Consider the following 15,496-nt stretch of genomic DNA (forward strand, 5'->3'; position numbering starts at 1 on the left):
CTCCGGCCAGGGCTGCGGCCGCGCGGCCGCAGACCGCCACCGGACCGACGAGCGTGAACACGTCCGGCACCCGGGCGAGATCCACGTGCAGCCGCCACGGCCCACTGCGTCCCAGCACCAGCGGCAGCACCGCCGGCGGCGCCACCTCCCCCGGACCCAACCAGGCGTACGGCGGCGCGCCGCGCCCGGCCGCCACGCCGACCAGCCGGACCCGGGCCGGGCCGACGTCGGTGTCCAGGTCGGCGGTGAGGTACGGCGCCTCGTCCCCGGCCGGCAGCGGCGGGCGCGGCACATCCGTCGAGGCCTCCATCCGGGCCGGCGTGCCGGCCGGACGCGCCACGTCCGCCTCCGCCGGCGTGGCGCGCCGCTCGTTGTCGCAGGCCTGGACGACCCGTCCGCCCACCGATCGTCCGGTCCCAGCGGTCGCGGCGGAGGGCCCAGGCGACTCGGCTACGGAGGCCGGCCGGGTTCGCGTGGCCACGGACGACGCCTCCACCGGGGACGGCTGCGGCGCCTCGTTCGCCGGGCCGGACGCCGTCGTGTCGTCCTGAAGGAATGAGGTGGCTGCTCCGTCCGTCGAGGACGGCGCGTTCGCGGGAAGCCCGTCCGGTGTCGCGGGCATGTCCGTGGCCGGCGCGGCAAGCGGCGCCCTCGCGGCGTCGGCGGGAGCGGGCGTGTGGTGCCGCTCAGGCGGCCACGGACCGTCGTCGCCGGCCACCGGCAGGCCACGACCGGAGCGGCCCGGTCGCAGCAGCACGATCGCCGCCACCGCGAGCAGCACCGACAGGACGCCCGCGCCGACCCGGATCACCAGCGGGTCGAGGCCGGCCGGGGTCGTGGGTTCCTGCCGCCGGGGCGCGGCGACCTCCGTGGTGGCCGGAGGCCGGGCGGGCGCGGACGGCGGCACACTGCTCGGCGCGGCCGTGATACGGGGCGGCGCGGCCGTGGTGGGCGCCGGGGCGGACCGCTGGGCGGGCGGCGTCCTGGTCACCGGCGGGGTGGGGCGGGCCCGGGGCCGGGGCAGCGGGCCGATGCGTACCCCCTGGCCCTTGGCGTCCGGGGGCAGGACGAGCACCCAGCCCGGGTTGAGCACCAGGCCGTCGGTGAACGTCTCACCATCCGGCTGGGCCCGACCGGTGTTGAGGTCAACGATCTCCCGGTACCGGTTGCCGTTGCCGAGCGTACGCAACGCTATGGCATAAAGGTATTCCCGTTGCCCGTCGACCGGCGGGCCGACCACGTAGTACCGACCGGTCTCCGTCGGCGCGGCATGCGCCGGACCGGTCGGCACCAGCCAGATCCCGACCAGCACCAGCACCGCCTGAACGGCCCACCGCATCCGCACCCGTCGCCCTCCCTCTCCACCGACACCTCATCCTGCCGTCCCGGCTCACTACGGACCTGGCCGCCGGCGGTTCAACGGTGATCGCGCCCGGGCCGGCGGGCCGCCGTCACGGGGAGGTAGAGAAGCAGGTATCAACCCGAGCCAGCGACTGTTCACCGTCTGGCCCACGATCCTCGACCGTCTTCTCCCCGGAGCCCGGCACGTCCCAGGACCAGGTAAGGACAGGTCTTTCCGGCGCGACGAGGCGGACCTCGACAAGGCGCTGCTGCCCAAGCGGCCGGATGTGGCGCTCTGGCCAGGCCGGGAGTGGTTGCGCGGCCTGAGTCGGTGGTTGGACGCGTACGCCCCGCGCCCCAGCCTCTGCGATCGACTCATCTTGTGTCTGGGCTCCATGAGGCTGACTTTCACTCCCGCCGGGGCAGTCCAGCAGCGGTTTCGGGCACGGTGACATCCGGCGCGCTGGACACAGACGAGATCAGCGATGATGACAGGGCGGGCAGGTTCGCTTCGGACGATCAACAAGGCGTAGAGGAAGATCGAGGATCATCCGAGCTGTCATGCCAACCCCATCAAGCCGGACACGCCGCGACTTTGCCGGGGCCCTGGGTCCTACTTCGACCGCTTGCGGCGTCCGGGCCCACCGCGGTGATCCGGCGAACACGGCGGTGCCCACTGCGGCAGCGTCGACGTGGATGTGGACGCGGCCGGCCGTGCGAGTGTCACCCTCCTTCGCATGACACGACTGTAGGCGTCGAACAGGGTCGACCACAGACCCCAGGCCGTCGTCCGGGTCGACCACTGCACCCGGCTGGTGGCAATGCACACTGGAGTTATGTTGACATTCGTGGCGGCCATTGCGGCGTTCGCTGGCGGCGCGATAGCCGGCGTCATCGCCGACGCCGTGGTGGACAAAGCCCATCGCATGAGACGCTACGTGGCCGCGTTGATCGTGGCTCTCGTTGTCTTCGGCGGTATCCAGGCGGTAGCGCAGCTTCGGTCCCAACCGGATGCCGGCACTCCCCCCCAGGACGCGGGTCGGGCGATCCCACGGGGATCGACCACCCCACCTGCCAGCGCGACATCGACGCAGGCGACGCCATCTACGCCGGCGACCACGGAACCACCTCCGGTGATGGCGACCTCCCTGCTCGACTTGCCCGCCGTCGACGGAGACACCAACAGCAGCATCGACCTCGACGAGCCCGGCACGGTGGAAATCAACGGCACGGCGTACGGCCACGCACTCATCTATCAATGCTCGCTCTACTGCGACGGATCTTCTCCGCAAGTACGCGAGTGACTCTGGGTAAGAAATTCAGCCGATTCAGAACCACGGCGGCCGTCCTGGACACCAGCACCGGCAAGTACCGAATCGACATCACGCTGGACCGGCACCCGCCCAAGACGTATACCATCACGCCCGGGAACCCCGCATCGATCAACATCAGCGTGGCCGGCATCTCGCGATTGCGGATCCAGTTGTACGCCCCGGGAAAACTAAAAAGCCCGTTACAGGCGGGCGTCGACGTCGCTGGCGGCAATAACGGCGGCGGTCTGCCCGGCATCGGCCTCGGCGACCCGATTCTGCTCCCCTGAGCGCACCTACCGGGTACCCGGCGGCCCGACGTTCCGGCCCCCGTGGGCGAGCAGACCTGGTAGGCCCCTCAGCGCACGCTCGTGGCCGACGAGACGCATTACCCTCTGGGTCGTATCCCGGCGCTATGGCTACCTCTCGGGGGTCTCCCAGACCGTCACGTCGGCCAGATACGTGCCGCTCGCCCGGTCGAACTTCTTGACGGCGAGGTAGGCGAGTCGATCCGCCGCCGTCCTGACGCAGAAGCGGCTGTCGTCGGCGATCGGGAGCGTTTCGGTCCCCTGCGTGGAGATGAGGTCGGCGCACTGCTGGCGGGTGGGCCGCGGCGCTTCCTGCCAGGCGGCGATGCTGGGCTTCGTGGTAAAAAAGCCGCCGTTGAGGCCGTAGAGCACGTTTTCCGAGGTGCCGTAGTTGACCCAGACGCTCGCCTTGTCGTTGCCGCTCAGCACCTGGGCCGGGACCGAGTCGAGGTCGACAAAGGTCATCCGCACCGGATGCGCCCAGCGAACCTTGTCCGTCGAGGAGAAAGGTGCCCCACCCGGATCGGAGGGAGCGGAGCTTCCGCTGACGGTTCCCGCTCTGGGACCGGCCGGCAAACCTGCCGACGGGCTAGCGGTGTCCACCTTGGGTGCCGAGGCATTATCCGGAGGGGTGACGAGGGCGAACACACCGGCGATGACGGCGGCCACGATGGTGAAAACACCAGTGATGACGGCCGGCAACACCCCTGCCCGGTGCCCCTGTCGCCCTCCAGGTGCCGGCACTGGTGGGACGGACGTTTCCCCTCGTGGTAACTTCCCCATGGATCCTCCGGTCTGGCCCGATCGACGGGCGTCAGTGTATCGACCAGGCGCCCCTCGTTGTCCGGCGAACCGGTGCGGCTCGCGGCGACCGTGCGGCCGAAACTCGCTTGCCGCGCACCGTAGGCTCCGGTTCGCCGCCGACGACCTCCTCCTCGTCGTCCACGGTGGTCGCGGACTGGGCGAGCGGATCCTGCGGGCGCACACCGAGGTCCAGAGCGTGGGCCCCACTCCCGATCCCGTCGCCTATCTGGCGATGCACGGCGCCGCCGTACGCTGGGGATCGCTCAACCGGCGGCTGATGACCGCCCGGGTCGCCCACGCACTGTCTGCCGAGCCCACCGAGCCGACCGTCAACCAGTGTCACGACCTGGCCGAAGCTGTAAAGACACACCGAGACGTGCTGCGGTTAGTACTCCAGCCGGGGTTGTTGACCTTGGCTGCGCTGCGGTTGGATGCGATGCGGGACTGAGGGCAGCCGCCGTCGATCATGGATGGTTGTGTGGACTGACCATGATGCAGCGAGAATTGATCAAAAACCGGGAGGACCGCGAGTCGCTGGCCGTGCTGTCCTGGTTCGACTGCAGCCACGACCTGCTCGACCTGGCCCTGCTGGAGGCCGGCGAACTGGAGCAGGCGCGCGCCGCCGTCGATCCGCTCGACGAAGCCACGATGGATTCGGGCCACCATGAAGTCGTCGTCGACCACCAGTACGTCGATCACCGGCTCGCCTCCAGCGCAGCCTCTTCGTGGGCAACCTGCTGCTGGTGTTGAACCTGCCGCTCGCGCCCGCGTGGGCGCGGCTGCTGCGGATCCCGCGACCGTACCTCTACGCCGGCATTCTCTTCTTCGCCTCGATGGGCGCGTACGCGGTCAACGCCCAGCCGTTCGACCTGTTCCTGCTGCTCACCCTCGGCCTACTCGGGTTCGGGATGCGCCGTTTCGGGCTGCCGATCCTGCCGCTGATCGTCGGGGTGATTCTCGGTCCACGTGCCGAGTTGCAGGGCCGGCGGGCGTTGCAGCTCTCCGGTGGCGAGCTGCACGGCCTGATCGGCGGCTGGGTCTCCTGGACCATCTACGCCACAATTCTGGTGGTAGTGCTCTGGCCGGTACTCCGCCGCTTCGTCGTGAGCGGAGTTCGGGGAAGGCTGATGCCGAGATGAGCGGCCGGGGCCGACCGTGGTCGGCCTGTCGCTGGGCTCCGCCTGTCTGATGCGCTTTCAACGCGGCACGGCCGAGAAACGCCGGGTGTACGAGGTGGAGCTGGCGCTACGGTCGGCGTACGTGCTGTGCGGGGCCGCCCGCTCCAACTGGCAGCACAGCATCCCGCCGGTGCCGGAGCTGCGGTACTCGGTCACCTTCCGGCAAGTTCGCCAGGGGGCAGGCAGAGGCAGGGGTGCCGAGGCCGGCGGCCTTCCCGGCGGAACCGGCCCGGGGTGACGGACAGCACCGCTAGCGTCGGGACCATGCCCGCCCGTCCGTCCCGCTGGTCGAGGCCGCTCCGGGTGCTGGAGGCGCCGTCGTACCTGCAGGCGTTCGTCCTCTCCGGCGCGGTCACGGTGCTGGTCACCCGCGCGTTCCTCCAGGCGGCCGGCTATCCGCAACTCGGCGAAGGTGGGCTGCACATCGCGCACGTGCTCTGGGGTGGTGTCCTGATGACCGCCGGCCTGGGGGTCGCGCTGGTCTTCCTCGGTAGCGCGGCGCGGATCCTCGGCGCGGTTCTGGGCGGGATCGGGTTCGGGCTGTTCATCGACGAGGTGGGCAAGTTCGTCACCGCCGGAACCGACTACTTCTACGCCCCGGCCGCCGGCATCATCTACGGCGCCTTCGCCCTGCTGGTGGTGATCACTCAGGCCCTCCGGGGGCGGGCCCGGCTCTCCGGCCCCGAGCGTACGGCGAACGCCCTGTACGGGGTGGTTGGTGGGCTCCGCACCGGCCTCACCGATGATCGTCGCGCGGCGGTCGCCCGGCTGGTCCGTGGGTGCGGTCCGGACGTCGAGGAGGGAGTGGCCCGGCTGCTCGACGCGGTGCCTCGACGCGAGCCAGCCGGCTCCCGGTTCTGGCAGCCGTGGCTCAGGTGGGGCCGCCGGGCCGTGGTCTGGCTGACCACCCAGCGGTGGGTGGTGGCGCTGGTGGTGCTCTATCTGGTCGGCGAGCCGTTCGTGGTCGTGGGGAACGTCTTTCTGGACGCGGTCACCGGCCAGCTCGACCACCAGCGGGAATGGCGCGCGGTGCTGGGGATCTCGGCCTCGGCGCTGATCACCGTGGTGCTCAGCATCCGTGGGGCGTCGCTGCTGCCCCGCGACCGGGTGCGGGCCTTCCGGCTGTTCAAGCTCGCGCTCCTGGTGGACCTGCTGTTCGGGCAGATCTTCAGTTTCACCGTCAACCAGTTCGGGGCGCTCTCCGCGCTCGCGGTGGACCTCTTCCTGCTCGCCGTGGTGACCGCCGAGTACCGCCGGCTCTGCCGGCAGGCTCCGTCGCCCGGCCGATGACGTCCGCTGACCATGGCGCCGGACGTAATCATCCCGCAGGCGCCTCAGTCGGAGGCCGGTGCGTCGACGGTGGCACCGACGGGTCTTTCGTCCTACCTTTGCTGCGGCTTTAGTCGGGATTGATGGAGTTTCAGACTTCGGCATAAGATAGATGAGTCCAAATCCTTGACTCAAGTACCCGTGTTGCCGGTTAATCACATCTACGTGTCGACTGTGTTTACCCTCCCGGGCGGTCGACGACGTCGGCGCATCGTCGAATCGATTCGACCACGGCCGGCACATACGCCATGGCTCGGAGTCATACGGCTGTCGGGCGAGTCGCAGGAGGTTACCGTGCATCGTACGAACGTCCGCTGGGGTGGCCGATTGTCGGCGTGGGCCAGAGGGTTGGCCGCGACCGTGGCGCTCGGCCTGACCCTGACGCTGGGCGGCCTGACCCTGGCGACCTCCGGGTTGGCCCTGGCCGCGCCCGTCACGACGCAGAGCGTCGCGGCCGCCGGACCTGACGGCGTGGCGGCCGGTAACGCCGCGATCGCCTCGGTCGATCTGAGCGGAACGTGGAGCTTCACGCCCTCGGGTCGGGGAACGACCTCGATCACGGTGCCCGGTGGCGGCTGGTACAAACAGGGCTTCACCGACGTGAACGAGGCGGTGTACTCGCGCAGCATCACCGTGCCGGACTCGGGGCAGCCGCAGTCGACCTGGATCGAGTTCGGCGCCGTCAACCACCAGGCGACACTCTCCGTCGACGGCCGCGTGGTCGCGACCCAGACGACGGCGTTCACCCCGTCGAACTTCGACATCAGTAGCTACGCCGCACCGGGCACCACCCATACGATCAGCGTGCAGGTGAAGGGCCGCGGTGCGTTGAAGTCGTCCGACGGCAAGTACCTGGTCCCGGTGGCGGCCGACTGGTCCGAGGCGATACCGCAGGGCATCTACCGGTCCGCGTCCCTGCGGGTGTACCCGGCGGTGTATGTCAGCGACGCGTTCGTCCGTACCTCGGTGGCGAACCGCACCCTCAGCTACGACGTGTCGGTAACCAACTCCTCGGCCGCGACCAGAACGGTCACCCTCAGCGGGTCGCTCGCGTCCGACGGCGCGGGCTCTTTCAGCTACCCGCAGCTGCCGCAGCGGACCGTGACGGTGGCGGCCCGTTCGACGGCGAAGGTCACGGTGGGCCCCGTGGCGTGGGACCTCGGCACCACCTCGTACTGGTGGCCCAATGTGCCGTACCGGTCCGGATACCGGCCCCAACTGCACCGCCTGGCGATCCACGCCACCGTTGACGACGGCCGCACCAGTGACGCCACGTACCGCTTCGGGTTCCGGGAGAGCACGCAGAACGGCGAGTACTACTACCTCAACGGCGTGCGGGTGAACTTCCGAGGCGACAGCCTGCAGGGCGCCGACTACGACCGGGTCAACTACGGCGGGAAGGGCGACGCGTACGACACCCTGCCCGGCTTCCTGCCGCCGTCGTCTGGCAACGGCGGCTGGCCCGAGGCGGTGAACAACTACCAGCGTCTCAACTACAACGTGGTACGCATGCACATGGAACCGGCCAGCCCGTACATGCTCGACGTGGCCGACGAGATGGGCCTGATGGTCATCGACGAGACCGCCATCCGCAGCGGTGCCCAGGACTTCGTGTCCGGACGCAACAACATGGTGGCCCACGCTCGTGCGCTGACCCTGCGCGACCGCAACCATCCGGCGATCATCCGCTGGAGCCAGATCAACGAGCCCAGCTTCAACAACAACGACTCGCAGCAGTTCCAACAGGACCTGTACGCGGCGATGAACGGCAACGACGGCACCCGGCCGATCAGCATCGACGCCGCTCCGGGCGCGGACTCGGCCAGCCGGTACCCGGCCATGAACTACTCCAACTTCGCCATCTTCGCGCACTACCTGGACGGTGTCGGCCGGTACGGCGAGGCCCTGAATCGCAATTCCGGGCGTCCGGACGGCGAAGGCGAGTACATCTGGCCCGCCTGCAGCACCAGGCAGGGCTTCACGTGGTTCGCCACCGCAACTGCTGCCAAGCGCGGCAAGGACGCCAGCGACCTGCGCCCCTACACGCTGCTGTCTGCCTGGGCCAGCGTGGTGCCGGGCGTGCGAACCACCGACTTCACCACGGAGGAGGGCACTCGCCCGGTCTACGGCGCGGACAATCTGACCGACCCGTGGAGCAACGCACAGATCCAGCGCGTGCAGGCGGCGTTCAACCCGGTGGCCGCGGTCGACCTCCCCTACTGGTCCGCCTCCGGCGCCTCGGACTCGAACGGCACCTTCCCGCTGCCGCAGGCGGTACCCAGCTACACCCGAAACGCCACGGTGACCCGCAACATCACCGTCTTCAACGACGACCTCACCAACACCTCGGTGGACTTCGCCTGGACCGCCCGACTCGACAGCCCGACCGGCACCCTCGTCGCGTCCGGCAACAGCAGCCTGACCATCCCACTCGGCTCGCGGGTCACCCAGCCGGTGTCCTTCACCACCCCCGCCACCGGTAGCCGCGTGTACCTGCAGCTGTCGACCGCCAAGTCCGGCAGCACCCTCTTCACCGACTCGGCCGAATACCTGAACCTCGGCGGAGGCGGCGGAACCGGGCCCACTCCCGGCACCTACCGCATCGTCAACCGCAACAGCGGCAAGCCCCTCGCCATCGCCGGCAACTCCACCGCCGACGGCGCCAAGGCGGTCCAGCAGAGCGGTACCCCCACCTGGACGATCAGCACCACGCAGGACGCCTACACCCTGCGCTACACCGCCTCCGGAAAGGTGCTGGACGTCAACGGCGGCAGCACCACGGCGGGCCTGCAACTGCAGCAGTGGTCGGCGAATGGCGGCACCAACCAGTCGTGGTACCTGCGACCCATTGGTGACGGCTACTACACCATCGTCAGCCAGGCCAGCGGACTGGTGGCCGACGTCTACGCCGCAGCGACAAGTGACGGCGCGCAGGTCGTGCAGTGGACCGCCAACAGCGGGACCAACCAACAGTGGCAGTTCGTGCCCGCCTGACCAGCGCCGACATGACGCACAACCCTCCAGCCTCGGTGTCGAGAGGAACTTCTGATGACAGACCTACCCGTGAGCCGTAGGCGCCTCCTCGCCACCGCCGCGCTGACCGCCGGCTCCGCGGCCCTGATCCCGGCCGTGGGCACCGGACGGGCCGCCGCCGCTGCGCCTCAGGTCACGCTGCCCGAGCGCGGGATCTACGACGCGACCGCAGCGACAAACTGGACGGACGGGTTCCTCGTCGGGAACGGCGAGTACGGCGCCGTCCTGTACGGAACGCCGACCCTCGAGAAGGTAATCTTCAATTACCACCGCTTCGTGCTGCCCAACGGCAGCCGGGGTGTGACCCCGCCAGTAATCTCAGGGCGGCTGGCCGGCGTGCGGGACAAGGCGCTGGCCGGGAACTACGGCGGAGCCAACACGGACTTCGCGGCTGGCTGGAGCCTGCGCTGGACCCAGACCTACCACCCCGGCTTCGAGTTGCAGATCAGCACGCCAGGCATGACCACGGCCAACGGATACGCCCGCATCACCGACTTCCGGACCGGGGAGGTCACCTCCACCTGGGCCGACAGCAACGGCACCTGGACCCGCTGCGCCTTCGCCTCCCGAGCCGACAACGTCGTCGTACACGAACTGACCCCGGCATCCGGCCGATCGATCGACGCGACGCTGGGCGCCAACACTTCCCTCGCGGGCGTCCCCGGCTCGGTCCGTTTCACCACCCTGGCCAGCGTCATTGACGGCTCCGGCTACCTGAACCTGCGCGGCACCTACCCGTCCGGGCAGGGCGCGTTCGGTTTCGAGGGCGTCACCCGGATCGTCGCCAGCGGTGGCACGGTAGCCGCGAACGGGTCGACAATCGTCGTCACCGCGGCAACCAGGCTCCTCCTGCTGACCAAACTCGACCGTTACGAGTCACCCACGGCCTGGGACAGCAAGCCGTTGCACGCGGCGCTGGCCGCGGTGCGCGCCGACTATGCCGAGCTGCGGACCCGGCACGTCACCCTGCACGCGGCGATGTACGACCGCTCCCGCCTGGACTTGAACGTCTCCGCCGCCGACCGGCAGCTGTCGACCACCGAGCTGATCGCCCGGCAGAACGCCAATCGCAACACCATCGATGTGGCCCTGCTGGAGCGCCTCTACGACAGCGGCCGTTACCTGTTCATCAGCTCCAGCGGCGTGCTGCCGCCGCGGTTGACCGGAATCTGGGCCGGCACCTGGAACGGCGCCTGGGCCGACGATTTCACCACCGATGCCAACATCAACCTGCAGGTCGCCGGCGGCAACATTCTCGACCTCACCGATGTCATGCAGGGCTACTTCAACCTGATCCTCGGTCAGCTCGCTCACTGGCGCACGAACGCTCGCAACCTGTACGGCGCCCGCGGCTTCCTGGCCCCATCGCGAACCGACGGCGAGTACGGGTACATGCTGCACTTCGACCCCGGCTTCCCGGGCCAGTGCTGGACCGGTGGCGCGGACTGGCTGCTCTATCCGCTACTGGAGTATTACCAGGTCACCGGGGACCGGACGTTTCTGGCTGAAAAGCTGGGACCGGCGCTGATGGAGCTAGCACTGTTCTACGAGGACTTCCTCACCCGCACCGATTCGGCCGGCCGGGTGGTGTTCGTGCCGTCGTTCTCGATGGAGAACTCGCCGGCCAGCACGAACGTCCTGCTGGCGATTAACGCCACCGGCGACATCCAGGCCGGCAGACACGCCCTGCGGGCGGCTGTCGAGGCTGCCAACGCGCTCGGTGTCGAGCAGGGTGCCGGTCAAGGTGTCGCACGCTGGACGGCCCTGCTGGCGAGGATCCCGCCCTACACGGTCAACGGCAGCGGCGCCCTCGCCGAATGGTCCTGGCCGGGACTCACGGATCGCTACAACCATCGGCACGTCCATCACCTGTACGGCGCGTGGCCCCTGCACGAGATCAATCCCGAGGAGGCGCCCGGCCTGGTCACCGCCGCACTCAGGGCCCTGGCGCTGCGCGGTGACGAGAACACCTCCGCGCACGGCAGCCTGCATCGAGCCCTTGCCTCCGCTCGGCTGAAGGACGCCGCCGGCGTCTACAACAACCTCCGGAAGATCATCGGCAACAACATGGTCTTCCGGTCGCTGATGACAGCACACAACCCGAACCTGGAGACCTACAACGCCGATGCGGCCAACACGCTGCCGGCCGTGCTCAGCGAAGCGCTTGTCTACACCAGGCCCGGCGTCCTCGAGCTGCTGCCCGCCGTGCCCGGCCAGCTCGCCAGGGGCACCATCACCGGGGTCCGCGGACGCAACCAGGTCCGCATTCACAGCCTCTCCTGGGATCTGCCTGGTCGCTCAGTAACCGTGGCACTCACCTCAACGATCACCCAGGCGATTACCCTCATCAGCCGGCGCGGGATGGCATCCATCACCACTTCCGCAACGGTCACCCCCTCGCCGCTCGGCCCGCATGCCCGGGTGATCTCGTTGACGGCCGGACAACAGATACAGGTTGTCGTAGGTCTGCCAGCCGCCGCCGGCGGCGGCGTCGTTCGACTGGTCAACCGGCGCAGCGCAAAGGTGTTGGACGTCAACGGCGGCTCCACCACGGACGGGGCAGCTGTCATCCAGTGGCCGTGGACTGGCGCGGCCAACCAGCAGTGGCGGCTGCTGCCCAACAGCGATGGCTCATTCCGGCTGTCCGGTGTCAGGAGCGGGAAAGTCCTGGACAGTCCAGGTGGCTCGGGCCAGGGCGCGGCACTCGTTCAATGGGCCGACAACGGCGGACGTAACCAGTGGTGGAATCTCGTCCCGGCGACAACCAGCGGGTACTACCGGTTCGTCAACGTGAGCAATGGCTGGTGTGTCGGGGTCGAGGGCGGCTCCACCGCGGACGGCGCCATGGCGGTCCAGCAAACGGTCAGCGGCGAGATCAGCCAGGAATGGCAGATCGTTGATGCCTGAGGCGGGAGGTCAGAGGCACTGGTCGCAGCGGCTCCGGGGCGATGGGTCGCCAGACTTCCGGCCGGCGCCCACGACGTGCGCGCCGTCTGGCGTCGGGGTGATGAGCACGGCGGCGTGCACGACGTCGACGTGCAGGGCGAGGCCGGAAGTCCAGCCCAGGGCGCGCAGCAGCGGTCGGGCGGTAACCCGCCCGACGGCATCGGGACGCGCCAGGTCGAACAACACGCCATCGGGCGCCTGACCCGCAGGTGGAGGCAACGTCGGCAGTGGCGCCGGCCCCGGCGGCACGACCGGAAGCCCTCGCCCCTGTCCGGTGTCGGTGAGCGGGCCTGTTGCGTTGCCCGTGTCCGGGGACCCAGGCACGCTTGACGGGTGCAGCTGTCGAGCCGTCGTCGCCGTTGGTCGCCGCCGAAGTCGGCGTTCACCGGGTTCCGGATCCCCGCGCCGGCCGCAGCGAGAACACCACCCGGCGGCGTAGGGCACTACCCGCCGCACCTTACGTTCGCCGAGACGCGCTCATCATCGCGCCACCAACTGTGCACGAGGTCGTTAGTGAGTGACCTGTTCGAGCTGCCCCTTGGATAGGACGAACTTCCACAAGACTGCTCCGGCCACCGCGCCCACTACCGGGCCGACCAGGTACACCCACCAGTAGGGGAAGGAGGCCGCGGCGATGTCGGGGCCCAGGGTCCGGGCCGGGTTCAACGAACCTCCCGAGACCGGAAGGGCCAGGAAGATCGCTGCCCCGATCCAGAACGCGATGGCCAGCCCGGCGGGCAGCGCCCCTCCGGGAGAGCGATGATAAACCGCGGTGGCCATGACGACCACCAACAGCACGGCAGTGATCACGATCTCGGTGAACAGTGCCGTGCCCCACCCGACGCCCGGGCCGGGCTTGGTGGCTCCAAGGACCAGGGCCGTCCGGAGCCGACTCCCGAACATGAACCAGTTCATCAGCCCGGCCAAGGTCCCGCCGATCAACTGAGCGACGATATAGACCGGTACCATCCGCCAGGGAAACTCCCTCACCGTGGCGAGGGCCACGGTGACGGCCGGGTTGATGTGAGCGCCCGAGACCGTGGCGAACACGTAGATGGCCGCCACAGTGCCCAGGGCGAAGGCCAGGCTGATGGCCACCTCGTTCATCCCCGCGAGGGGGTGAAGCTTGTGGGTGGCAAGCAGGGTGGCGGTACCGGAGAAGGTGAGCATGAATGTCCCCACCACCTCGGCGACGGCGGCTCCCGCCACTGCCTGGGGGCGTGTGGGGGTGACCTCTCCTCGTGGTGGCATGCTCTTCCTCCTCAGGCCGTCCCTTGGCCGAAGCTGGATCGGACCAAAGTGGCGATGCTGGTTTGCTGCTCACATTCACTGATCCACAAGCCGATGGTCACGTCGCTGATCTTCGCCAGCAGATAGCTGGTGGTCCCTGGCCATCGGCGGCCGAGATCGTGGCCCTGAGGCCGCGCAGCTCATCCGTCACGGTGGGCTTGCCTCGCTGATTGCGGTCCGCACGCTCGAAACCCTGCATACAGACATTGTCCCAGGCAATCGAACGCTAAGCCGCCAAAACTCACGGACCTGCCCGGTCACCGACCTTGTGGTTCCGACGACGACCAGCCCATCTCCCGAGCCGACGCCCTCCGCGCTCTCACCCTGCTGCGACCCGTACGCCGGGCTGCTTAGGCGGCGAAACCACCGCGACTGAGGTTCCCCCGGTTTGCCGGAGGGGTTGGTTACCTTGTGTTTTAAGAAGGGCCGCCGAAGGCGTTCCGGTAGAGGTGGCGTGTCGGGTGGACGACGTGTCGACGTCGGGCTACTACGAGTGGCTGACCCGGCCGATGTCGGCGCGTGCGGTGCGGCACGCCTGGCTTACCGGGCTGATTACCGAGATCCATCAGCAGTCGCGAGCCAACTACGGTGCCCGACGAGTGCACGCTGAGCTGCGTCTGGGGCGAGGGATCGTAGTCGGTCACGGTGCCGTGGAGATGCCCCATTCGCCGTGCCGGACTGGTGGGCGCCATGGGCCGGCCGAAATGGCGGCGAGCCAAACGCGATGACGTGGCACTCGACCTGGTCAACCGGCAGTTCACCCGCAACGGGCCGAACCAGTTGTGGGTCACCGACATCACCGAGCACCAGTCCTCGGTTGAGGAAGTGCTACTGGCCATCGGGGCGATAGGACTAGCAATGCTCATCGCTGCCATCATCGCCGCTCGATCCAATAAGCGCTAGTCAACTCCGTGCGACGAGAGGCCACAGACCGATTCCGTACCGGGACCGGATGCCGCGACGTGCGGTCCCGGTGCGCCTTGGCTTTATCGGCAACCCTTGCCACGTCTACCGCTAACCGGAAGATCGAACCGATCAACAGCATCGATCCATCGGGTAAGTGCTCCGTACGGCCCGGATCACCCGCACCGCGTCCAGTGCGGCGAGCGCGTCGGCGGGCAGGTCCAGGGCCGCGCCGGCGATGTTCTCTCGCAGGTGCGCGACCGAGGACGTGCCGGGGATGAGCAGGATGTTCGGCGAGCGGTGCAGCAGCCACGCCAGCGCGACGGACATCGGCGTGCTCCCGAGGCCCTCCGCGACCCGTTCCAGGACGTCCGACTGCAAGCGGGAGAAGCCGCCCAGCGGGAAGTACGGCACGAAGGCGACGCCCTGCCGGGCGGTGCCGTCGACCAGCTCGTCGTCGTGCCGGTTGGCCAGGTTGTAGAAGTTCTGCACGCACACCACCGGGGCGATCGACTGCGCCTCGGCGAGCTGCTCGGCGGTGACCGTGCTCAGCCCCAGGTGCCGAATCAGGCCCCGCTCGCGCAGCTCGGCGGGCGTGCCGAACTGCTCGGCGATCGAGCCCGGCTCGGGCGAGTTCATGCCGCCGACCCGCAGGTTGACCACGTCGAGCGCGTCCAGGCCGAGGCGGCGCAGGTTGTCGTGCACCTGCTGGGTGAGCTCGGCCGGCGTCCGCGCTGGCGGCCAGCCGCCCTGCTCGTCGCGGCGGGCACCGACCTTGGTGACGATGTGCAGGTCGTCGGGGTACGGCGCGAGCGCCTCCCGGATGCTCTCGTTGGTGACGTACGGGCCGCAGTAGTCCGACGTGTCGATGTGCCGGATGCCCAACTCGACGGCCGCGCGCAGCACGTCGACGGCGGCGGCCCGGTCCTTGGGTGGCCCGAAGACGCCAGGGCCGGCCAGTTGCATGGCGCCGTAGCCGAACCGGGTGACGGTGAGGTCACCCATCCGGTAGGTGCCACCGGGCAGCTTGTCGCCGATCATGGTTCTTCCTCCG

The 15,496-nt window shown here is 69.0% G+C and carries 15 protein-coding genes and 1 pseudogene; 11 read left to right on the forward strand and 5 right to left on the reverse strand.

Features of this window, described 5'->3' with window-relative positions; genetic code table 11:
* Positions 1-1,345: hypothetical protein (locus ABZU46_RS19415; RefSeq protein WP_354859648.1), on the reverse strand; the 1,345-nt coding region annotated here is incomplete at its 3' end.
* Between the two features lie 832 nt (positions 1,346-2,177).
* On the opposite strand from ABZU46_RS19415, the gene ABZU46_RS19420 reads away from it, so the two are divergent.
* The gene (locus ABZU46_RS19420) at positions 2,178-2,645 is read left to right on the forward strand and encodes a hypothetical protein (RefSeq protein WP_354859651.1); all 468 of its coding nucleotides are present in this window, start codon (positions 2,178-2,180) and stop codon (positions 2,643-2,645) included.
* Positions 2,642-2,941: a hypothetical protein gene (locus tag ABZU46_RS19425; RefSeq protein WP_354859654.1), complete on the forward strand. Its 300-nt coding sequence runs from the start codon at positions 2,642-2,644 to the stop codon at positions 2,939-2,941. The genes ABZU46_RS19420 and ABZU46_RS19425 overlap by 4 nt, the downstream gene beginning before the upstream one ends.
* Positions 2,942-3,070: 129 nt before the next feature.
* Here ABZU46_RS19425 and ABZU46_RS19430 read toward each other — a convergent pair whose 3' ends face one another.
* The gene (locus ABZU46_RS19430) at positions 3,071-3,661 is read right to left on the reverse strand and encodes a hypothetical protein (protein ID WP_354859655.1); all 591 of its coding nucleotides are present in this window, start codon (positions 3,659-3,661) and stop codon (positions 3,071-3,073) included.
* Between the two features lie 202 nt (positions 3,662-3,863).
* On the opposite strand from ABZU46_RS19430, the pseudogene ABZU46_RS19435 reads away from it, so the two are divergent.
* The 7 genes and pseudogenes from ABZU46_RS19435 to ABZU46_RS19465 form a co-directional block, all read left to right on the forward strand.
* Positions 3,864-4,118, forward strand: a pseudogene (locus tag ABZU46_RS19435) (RNA ligase RtcB family protein); the annotation flags it as partial.
* A gap of 134 nt (positions 4,119-4,252) precedes the next feature.
* The gene (locus ABZU46_RS19440) at positions 4,253-4,513 is read left to right on the forward strand and encodes a hypothetical protein (protein WP_354859658.1); all 261 of its coding nucleotides are present in this window, start codon (positions 4,253-4,255) and stop codon (positions 4,511-4,513) included.
* On the forward strand, positions 4,489-4,902 hold the full coding sequence (locus tag ABZU46_RS19445) for a tripartite tricarboxylate transporter permease (protein WP_354859660.1): 414 nt from the start codon (positions 4,489-4,491) through the stop codon (positions 4,900-4,902). The genes ABZU46_RS19440 and ABZU46_RS19445 overlap by 25 nt, the downstream gene beginning before the upstream one ends.
* 49 nt (positions 4,903-4,951) lie before the next feature.
* Positions 4,952-5,179 (forward strand): hypothetical protein, encoded by a 228-nt coding sequence (locus ABZU46_RS19450; RefSeq protein ID WP_354859662.1) that lies wholly within the window; start codon positions 4,952-4,954, stop codon positions 5,177-5,179.
* A 26-nt stretch (positions 5,180-5,205) separates the two neighbouring features.
* Positions 5,206-6,231, forward strand: a complete 1,026-nt coding sequence (locus ABZU46_RS19455) for a hypothetical protein (RefSeq protein WP_354859665.1) — start codon at positions 5,206-5,208, stop codon at positions 6,229-6,231.
* Positions 6,232-6,564: 333 nt separating this feature from the next.
* The gene (locus ABZU46_RS19460) at positions 6,565-9,264 is read left to right on the forward strand and encodes an RICIN domain-containing protein (protein ID WP_354859668.1); all 2,700 of its coding nucleotides are present in this window, start codon (positions 6,565-6,567) and stop codon (positions 9,262-9,264) included.
* A 135-nt stretch (positions 9,265-9,399) separates the two neighbouring features.
* Entirely contained in the window at positions 9,400-12,210 is a 2,811-nt protein-coding gene (locus ABZU46_RS19465; protein WP_354859670.1) for a glycoside hydrolase N-terminal domain-containing protein, read from the forward strand.
* Between the two features lie 9 nt (positions 12,211-12,219).
* Here the strand turns inward: ABZU46_RS19465 and ABZU46_RS19470 are convergent, their stop codons facing one another.
* Complete coding sequence (locus ABZU46_RS19470; RefSeq protein WP_354859672.1) at positions 12,220-12,435, reverse strand: hypothetical protein; 216 nt, start codon at positions 12,433-12,435, stop codon at positions 12,220-12,222.
* A 324-nt stretch (positions 12,436-12,759) separates the two neighbouring features.
* The gene (locus ABZU46_RS19475; RefSeq protein WP_354859675.1) at positions 12,760-13,500 is read right to left on the reverse strand and encodes an MIP family channel protein; all 741 of its coding nucleotides are present in this window, start codon (positions 13,498-13,500) and stop codon (positions 12,760-12,762) included.
* 548 nt (positions 13,501-14,048) lie between these two features.
* On the opposite strand from ABZU46_RS19475, the gene ABZU46_RS19480 reads away from it, so the two are divergent.
* Positions 14,049-14,267, forward strand: coding sequence for an IS3 family transposase (locus tag ABZU46_RS19480; protein ID WP_354859714.1), 219 nt, complete (start codon positions 14,049-14,051; stop codon positions 14,265-14,267).
* Position 14,268: 1 nt separating this feature from the next.
* A complete protein-coding gene (locus ABZU46_RS19485; RefSeq protein ID WP_354859676.1) occupies positions 14,269-14,442 on the forward strand; it encodes a hypothetical protein in 174 nt (57 codons plus the stop codon).
* Between the two features lie 132 nt (positions 14,443-14,574).
* Here the strand turns inward: ABZU46_RS19485 and ABZU46_RS19490 are convergent, their stop codons facing one another.
* The gene (locus ABZU46_RS19490; protein WP_354859679.1) at positions 14,575-15,483 is read right to left on the reverse strand and encodes an oxidoreductase; all 909 of its coding nucleotides are present in this window, start codon (positions 15,481-15,483) and stop codon (positions 14,575-14,577) included.
* Positions 15,484-15,496 lie beyond the last annotated feature (13 nt).

The sequence above is a fragment of the Micromonospora sp. NPDC005197 genome (genome assembly GCF_040608295.1).
Classification (GTDB): Bacteria; Actinomycetota; Actinomycetes; order Mycobacteriales; family Micromonosporaceae; genus Micromonospora.